The sequence below is a fragment of the Pseudoclavibacter sp. RFBG4 genome (assembly GCF_002931515.1).
GTDB lineage: Bacteria > Actinomycetota > Actinomycetes > Actinomycetales > Microbacteriaceae > Pseudoclavibacter.
Map to the genome: position 1 here is coordinate 1 of NZ_PSYC01000051.1, position 6,202 is coordinate 6,202.

The following is a 6,202-nucleotide window of genomic DNA, read 5'->3' on the forward strand; positions in this document are numbered from 1 at the left end:
CTTCCGCCCCCTTCCGCCCCCCTTCCTCATCCTCATCCTCATACTCATCCTCATCCTCATCCTCATCCTCATCCTCAGGAGTAAGCCAGAAGCAGGTTGCCGGCGCGCGGAGGGTGTTTCTGGGTGACTTCTCTGCGCCCGGGCGCAGAGACAGAGACGCGCCCCCGGTGACCGTGAAGGTCGGGCCGAGGGCGCGTCTGTCGAGTGCTGCGAGCAGCTACGCGTGCGAGGCGGCGTGGTCTTCCACGGCGTGCTCGGCTTCGGAGTCGTCACCGGCCAGGACCGCGTCGAGGCTCTCGCGCACGATGCGGAGACCCGTCTGCAGTTCATCGCTCGTGAGCGTGAGCGCCGGGAGGAACTTGAGGACCTCTTCGAAAGCGCCCGCGGTCTCGATGACGAGTCCACGCTGGAACGCCTCGGCGGAGATGCGCGAAGGCAGGTCGCGGTCGTCGAGGCTGACGATGCCGTACATGAGGCCGCGGCCGCGCACCGTGAGGCCGAGCTGCGGGTAGTCGGCGGCGATGCTCTCGAGGCCAGCGCGCAGTTCGGCGGAACGCTCCGCGACCGTCGTCATGAACACCTCGTCAGCCCAGTACTGCTCGAGCGCGACGCGTGCCGTGACGAATGCGAGGTTGTTGCCGCGGAAGGTGCCCGTGTGGGCGCCCGGCTTCCACACATCCACTGCGGGGCGGAGGAGGACAAGCGACATGGGCAGGCCGGATGCGGAGATCGACTTCGACACCGTGACGAGGTCGGGGACGATGCCCGACTCCTCGAACGCGAAGAAGGATCCGCTGCGGCCGATGCCCGCCTGGATCTCGTCGAGGATCAGCAGGATGCCCCGCTCTTCGGTGATCGTGCGAAGGCGCCGCAGCCATTCGGGGCTCGCGACGTTGATGCCGCCCTCGCCCTGGATGGCTTCCACGATGACGGCGGCGGGCAGGTCGAGGCCGCTGCCGGTGTCGTCGAGCATCTTCTCGAACAGGTCGAGCGTGTCGAGCTTGTCGCCCAGGTATCCCTCGAAGGGGAGGCGGGTGACGTCGCCAAGCGTGGTCCCGGCGGCGTCGCGGTACTTCTTGTTGCCGGTGACGGCCACCGCGCCGAGGCTGAGGCCGTGGAAGCCGTTCGTGAACGCGACCACGTTCGTGCGCCCCGTCGCCTGGCGCGCGACCTTGAGGGCCGCCTCGACGGCGTTGGCGCCGGTGGGTCCCGTGAACTGGATCTTGTAGTCGTAGCCGCGCGGCTCGAGCACGTACTGCTCGAATGCCTCGATGAACGCGCGCTTCGCGGAGGTCGCCATGTCGAGGCCGTGGAGGATGCCGCCGTGCTCGATGTACTCGACGAGCGCCTTCGTGAAGAGGGGGTTGTTGTGCCCGTAGTTGAGCACGCCCGCGCCCGCGAAGAAGTCGAGGTACTCGTCGCCGTCTGCCGTCACGAGGGTCGAACCTGATGCGCGGTCGAACACCACGGGGAATGAGCGGATGTATCCGCGGACTTCTGACTCGCGACGGTCAAATACTTCAAGGGGCGAGAAGTCGCTCATGCTCAGTTCACCTTCTGCTTGTTGACGGGGCCCGTTTTTGACGAGCCGGGCTTGCCTTTATGGAGCCGCAGGGCGGATGCGTGGGGCTGGTCGCCGCGCATCCCGAGATTCTGAGCTTACGGCTATGCCCGGGAATCCGGAGGCTGGCTTGCTACATTGTGGCCGTTCGGGCGGCGATCGTCCGCAACGAGATGGGGGTTCCATGACTGAGATCACAGTGCCTGCGCCAGTGCAGGCCCTTGTCGATGCGATCAACGAGGGCGATGAGCAGGCGTTCGTCGACGCGTTCGCCGAAGACGGCTGCGTCGATGACTGGGGCCGCGTGCTCGAGGGGCGCGAGGGTGTCAGCAGCTGGGCGCAGAGTGACGCCATCGGGCAGAGCGCTCAGATGGTCATCAAGGAGGCGACGACCGAGGGCGACACGACCGAGTTGTTCTTCGACTGGCGCAGCAACCGCTTCAACGGCACCTCGCGCGCGTTCGTGACCGTCGAGGGCGACAAGATCAAGCGGTTCAGCATCCCCTCGCACCGATAGTCGGCGGATGCGCCGTTTGGCGGTGACGAGACTGCAGGAGAGCGCTCAGCGCACCGTGAAGAGGAACCCGTCGACGAGATCGGTGAGCTCGCTCGGCGTGACCCGTTGGCGCTGAGGGACCAGCCAGGCTGGCCGGATGCTCTCCAGCAGCCCTTCCCGCACCATGATGTCGGCTTGCTGCGCGTATCCGCGGGCCACATCTTCCGATAGGCCGTACAGGACGACGTCGGCGAAGCCGAGGTTCTCGGCGAACGTGTCGAGGTAGACGACTCTCGTGGATCCCGCGCCGCGCTCGTCGAGTGGCAGCTCGTGGAGGTACTGGCTCTCTTCGCGGTATCGATCCCAGAGCTTCGACCAGCGGCGTTGCAGGGGAGACCGCACGAAGGTGAGTGCGACGACGACGGCAAGCGCCGCGAGGTAGACGGGCACCGCCCAGGCGGGGAGCAGAGGGGCCAGCAGCAGCAAGCCGATCGGCACCACCAGGAGGCCCGCGAAGGCGCGGCTGTATGGGCTCCCGAGGAGCCGCGACACCCAGGTGCCGCGGGCCGACGTGTCGACGCGGTGGCGGTCGAGTTCGGCGATGACGCTCGTCTTCAGCGCCGCTCTGCGGGCGGGATCGTCGCTGCCGGTGCGGTCGACTCGCGCCCGGTCCGCTGGCCTTCGTGTCCCCAACGGGAAGTAGACGTCCACGACAGCCTGCGACCAGGTGGGCAGCAGTGGATCGTCGCGGAGGAACTCCACCTCCCACCCCGTCGCAACCGGGGGCCGGTAGCCCGCGTCGATGATTCTCGCCGCGGCACCCGCGTCGTCGACCTCGTGGATGCGCAGCACCCCGCGGTGCGCCAGCCAGAGGAGCTCGCCAGCGAAGGCTGTCTCCCAGCCGCGGCTATCGTCGTCGAGGCGTTTGACGCGGTGCTGCGCGGCGAGTGGCGTCAGCGGCAGTCTCGAGCTCGGAGAGATCGGCAGCTTCATCAGGAGAAGCGCGATCGCGGATGCGGTGATGATCAGGAAGGCGGCGAGCGCAATTGCTGCCCAGAGGTTCTCGGTACCGGCGTTGGTGATGGTGGTCTCGTTTCGAAGCAGCGGTCGGATCGGAACGTGCGTGGCGTCAGGCTGCGGGTGCGCGGGAGGGCGAACCGAGCTTGCGGGCCCTCCCGCGCATCCGCGGCTCTCCTCGCCTAGCGCTTGCCGCCGCCCAGCAGCCCACCGAGAATATCGCCGAGCCCGCCACCGCCCGCCGCGCTGCCCGAGCCGCTTGCGCTGCCCGCACCGCCGAGGATTCCGCCCAGGATGTCGCCGAGCCCGCCGCCGCCTGCCGCGCCGCCCGCCTTGCTGCCGGACGCCGAACCGCCGCCGAGGATCCCACCGAGGAGATCCTCGAGGCCGCCGCCGGAGCTCGCGCCCGCCGTAGTGGATGCGCCCTGCTGGCCGCCGAGGAACTTCTTCGCGAGCCACGCGAGCACGATGGGCGCGAGGATCGGGAGCAGCTTCTGCACGAGGCCGGACGTCTGGCCACCTGGTGCCGAGCCGAGGGCGGCGGCGACCTGGTCGGTGTTGCTGCCGAACACGTTGTCGACGATCTTCTGGCCGTCGTTCGTGTCGATGTCGGCGAGCGAGACACGGCCGTCGACGAGGGTCGTGTCCTTCTTCGCAAGCGCATGCTCGAGCGATGCGGCCCCGGCGGGGTCAGCCGCGTTGGCCTGCAGTCCGCCGATGAGGGTCGGCAACGCTGCCTGGATCCCCTGCTGCGCGGTCTGCTTGTCGACGCCGAGCTTGCCGGCGATGTCGTCCACCGGGATGAGCGCGAGCAGTTCAGTGATGTCGGTCATGAGTTCCCCTTGATCGATGGCGCGGCACCGATCGTGGGGCCGCGTGAGCCCGAGGGTAGCGGTGGGGGTGGTGGATCCGCCGTGCATCGTGCTGAGCTTGTCGGACGGTTCGTCGAAGGTCTCAGCCACGAACCGACACTGCGTCCACCCAAACGGTAGGTCTGCAGGGTAGACACGAACAAGCAGATGGCCAACACCCCCACCCGGAGGACATCAATGACCACGTTCGATCGAGCAGAAGCCGAGATCAGCCAGGAGCGCGTCGCCGCGGCGCTCGCTGGCGCGAAGGCCGCAACGTACTGGCTCGACGACCCCGGCCGCCCAGCGGCACTGCCGCCGTTGCGGGGGAAGATCACCGCGGACCTCGTCATCGTGGGCGGCGGATACACGGGGCTGTGGACCGCACTGCTCGCAAAAGAACGCGACCCCAAGCGAAAGGTCGTGCTGCTCGAGGGCAAGCGCGTCGGCTGGGCGGCGTCCGGCCGCAACGGAGGGTTCTGCGAGGCGAGCCTCACGCACGGCGAATCGAACGGCAAGGAGCGCCTGCCGCACGAGTACCCGAAGCTCGAGGCCCTCGGCCTGGAGAACCTGCGCGAGATCGGCGAGGCCGTGAAGCGCTACAGCATGGACTGCGACTACGAGGAGACGGGGGTGCTTAACGTCGCCACCGAATCGCATCAGGTGCCGGAGCTCGAACACGATGCTGCTGGCGACTCCGGGCTCGAGTTCCTCGACCGACAGACCCTGCAGGCGGAAGTCGCCTCTCCGCTGTTTCTCGCGGCGAACTACGAACGCGAGGGCACGTCGCTCGTGAACCCCGCGAAGCTCGTGTGGGAGCTGCGGCGCGTGGTGCTCGGCATGGGTGTCGCGATCTTCGAGAACACCCCGGTCCGTTCGCTCGACGCCGACGGGGGCGGGGTCACGGTCGGGACCGACGAGGGCAGCGTCTACGCGCAGCGCGTGGCACTCGGCACGAACGCGTTCCCCGCGCTCATCAAGCGCGACCGCTTCTACACGGTCCCCGTCTACGACTACGTGCTCATGACGAACCCGTTGAGCGACGAGCAGCTCGAATCGATCGGCTGGAAGCGGCGCCAGGGCATCACCGACCTCAACAACCGCTTCCACTACTCGCGACTGGTGACGGATGCGGATGGCCGCACGCGCATCCTCTACGGCGGGTACGACGCCGTGTACAACTACGGCGGGCGCATCAAGAAGCAGTACGACCAGCGCCCCGAGACGTTCGAGAAGCTCGCGGCGCACTTCATCGCCACCTACCCGCAGCTGGAGGGGCTCGGCTTCTCCCACAAGTGGGGCGGCGTCATCGACACGTGCACGCGCTTCTTCTCGTTCTTCGACACCGAGTACGACGGCCGCGTCGCGCATGCCGCCGGTTTCACCGGCCTCGGCGTCGGCGCGACCAGGTACGCGGCGAACGTGCTCCTCGACCTGCTGAGCGGCGAGGAGACCGAGCGCACGCGCATGGACTTCGTGAAGAAGAAGCCGCTACCGTTCCCGCCGGAGCCGTTCGCGTCGTTCGGCGCGAAGGTGTCGCTCGCCGAGATGGCGCGCGCCGACCGCAACGAAGGCAAGCGCGGACTGTGGCTGAAGACGATGGACGCAGTCGGGCTGGGGTTCGACTCGTGAGCGGGGACGGAGCGCGTGAGGCGGATGCCGAGGCCGAGGCCGGTGCCGCGGACGTGAGCGGGATGCTCCCCGGTTCGGTCGTGCACGCGCGGGGTGCATCCCTGTCGCACGACCCCGTCGAGGGCTGGCAGAAGGTGAGCGGCGAGCCGACAACCGCCGCCCTCGACCTCGGTGCCTTCGCGGGCGCGGAGTTCGGGCTGTGGGAGATGTCTGCCGGGTCGATGCTCGACGTCGAGGCCGACGAGGTGTTCCTCGTCATCAGCGGCACGGCGACGGTCGAGTTCCTCGAGCCGGAACTGCCCTCGATCGACCTCGAACCAGGTTCCATCGTGCGACTCGGCGAAGGGATGCGCACCCGGTGGACCGTCACCGGCGCGCCCCTGCGCAAGCTGTACCTCGTGGAGAGCGGCAGCTAGGGGCCGCGCCGGCTGGGGCTGGGGCTTCTCCTTCCGCCGCCCTGCCGGGCCCGTGATGGCTTTCGGTGACCGTGATGGGTTTTTACCCATCACCGGTCGCTAAAACCCATCACGCGCATCCGAGAAACCCATCAGCGTCGCGAAAACCCATCAGCGTCACTCGACCACGCCCGACCTGCCGCGCCAGAGCAGGCAGCGGATGCGCCCAGTGCGCTTCCACGCCCAGGAA

The 6,202-nt window shown here is 68.1% G+C and carries 6 protein-coding genes; 3 read left to right on the plus strand and 3 right to left on the minus strand.

Annotated features, from left to right (window positions below):
• Positions 1 to 217: 217 nt before the first annotated feature.
• Entirely contained in the window at positions 218 to 1,543 is a 1,326-nt protein-coding gene (gene ectB, locus C5E10_RS17075; protein ID WP_104332658.1) for a diaminobutyrate--2-oxoglutarate transaminase, read from the minus strand.
• A 202-nt stretch (positions 1,544 to 1,745) separates the two neighbouring features.
• Here ectB and C5E10_RS17080 point away from each other — a divergent pair, with 202 nt between their 5' ends.
• Positions 1,746 to 2,078 carry a nuclear transport factor 2 family protein gene (locus C5E10_RS17080; protein ID WP_104332659.1) on the plus strand — a complete coding sequence of 111 codons (333 nt, stop codon included), beginning with the start codon at positions 1,746 to 1,748 and terminating at the stop codon, positions 2,076 to 2,078.
• Between the two features lie 45 nt (positions 2,079 to 2,123).
• Here the strand turns inward: C5E10_RS17080 and C5E10_RS17085 are convergent, their stop codons facing one another.
• Both C5E10_RS17085 and C5E10_RS17090 read right to left on the minus strand, forming a co-directional pair.
• Positions 2,124 to 3,050, minus strand: a complete 927-nt coding sequence (locus C5E10_RS17085; protein ID WP_104332660.1) for a hypothetical protein — start codon at positions 3,048 to 3,050, stop codon at positions 2,124 to 2,126.
• A 206-nt stretch (positions 3,051 to 3,256) separates the two neighbouring features.
• Positions 3,257 to 3,907: a DUF937 domain-containing protein gene (locus C5E10_RS17090; RefSeq protein ID WP_104332696.1), complete on the minus strand. Its 651-nt coding sequence runs from the start codon at positions 3,905 to 3,907 to the stop codon at positions 3,257 to 3,259.
• Positions 3,908 to 4,123: 216 nt separating this feature from the next.
• Here C5E10_RS17090 and C5E10_RS17095 point away from each other — a divergent pair, with 216 nt between their 5' ends.
• Positions 4,124 to 5,557: an FAD-binding oxidoreductase gene (locus tag C5E10_RS17095; protein WP_104332661.1), complete on the plus strand. Its 1,434-nt coding sequence runs from the start codon at positions 4,124 to 4,126 to the stop codon at positions 5,555 to 5,557.
• Positions 5,554 to 5,973 carry a cupin domain-containing protein gene (locus tag C5E10_RS17100; RefSeq protein WP_258071194.1) on the plus strand — a complete coding sequence of 140 codons (420 nt, stop codon included), beginning with the start codon at positions 5,554 to 5,556 and terminating at the stop codon, positions 5,971 to 5,973. Before C5E10_RS17095 ends, C5E10_RS17100 begins: the two co-directional genes overlap by 4 nt.
• The last annotated feature ends 229 nt before the right edge of the window (positions 5,974 to 6,202 follow it).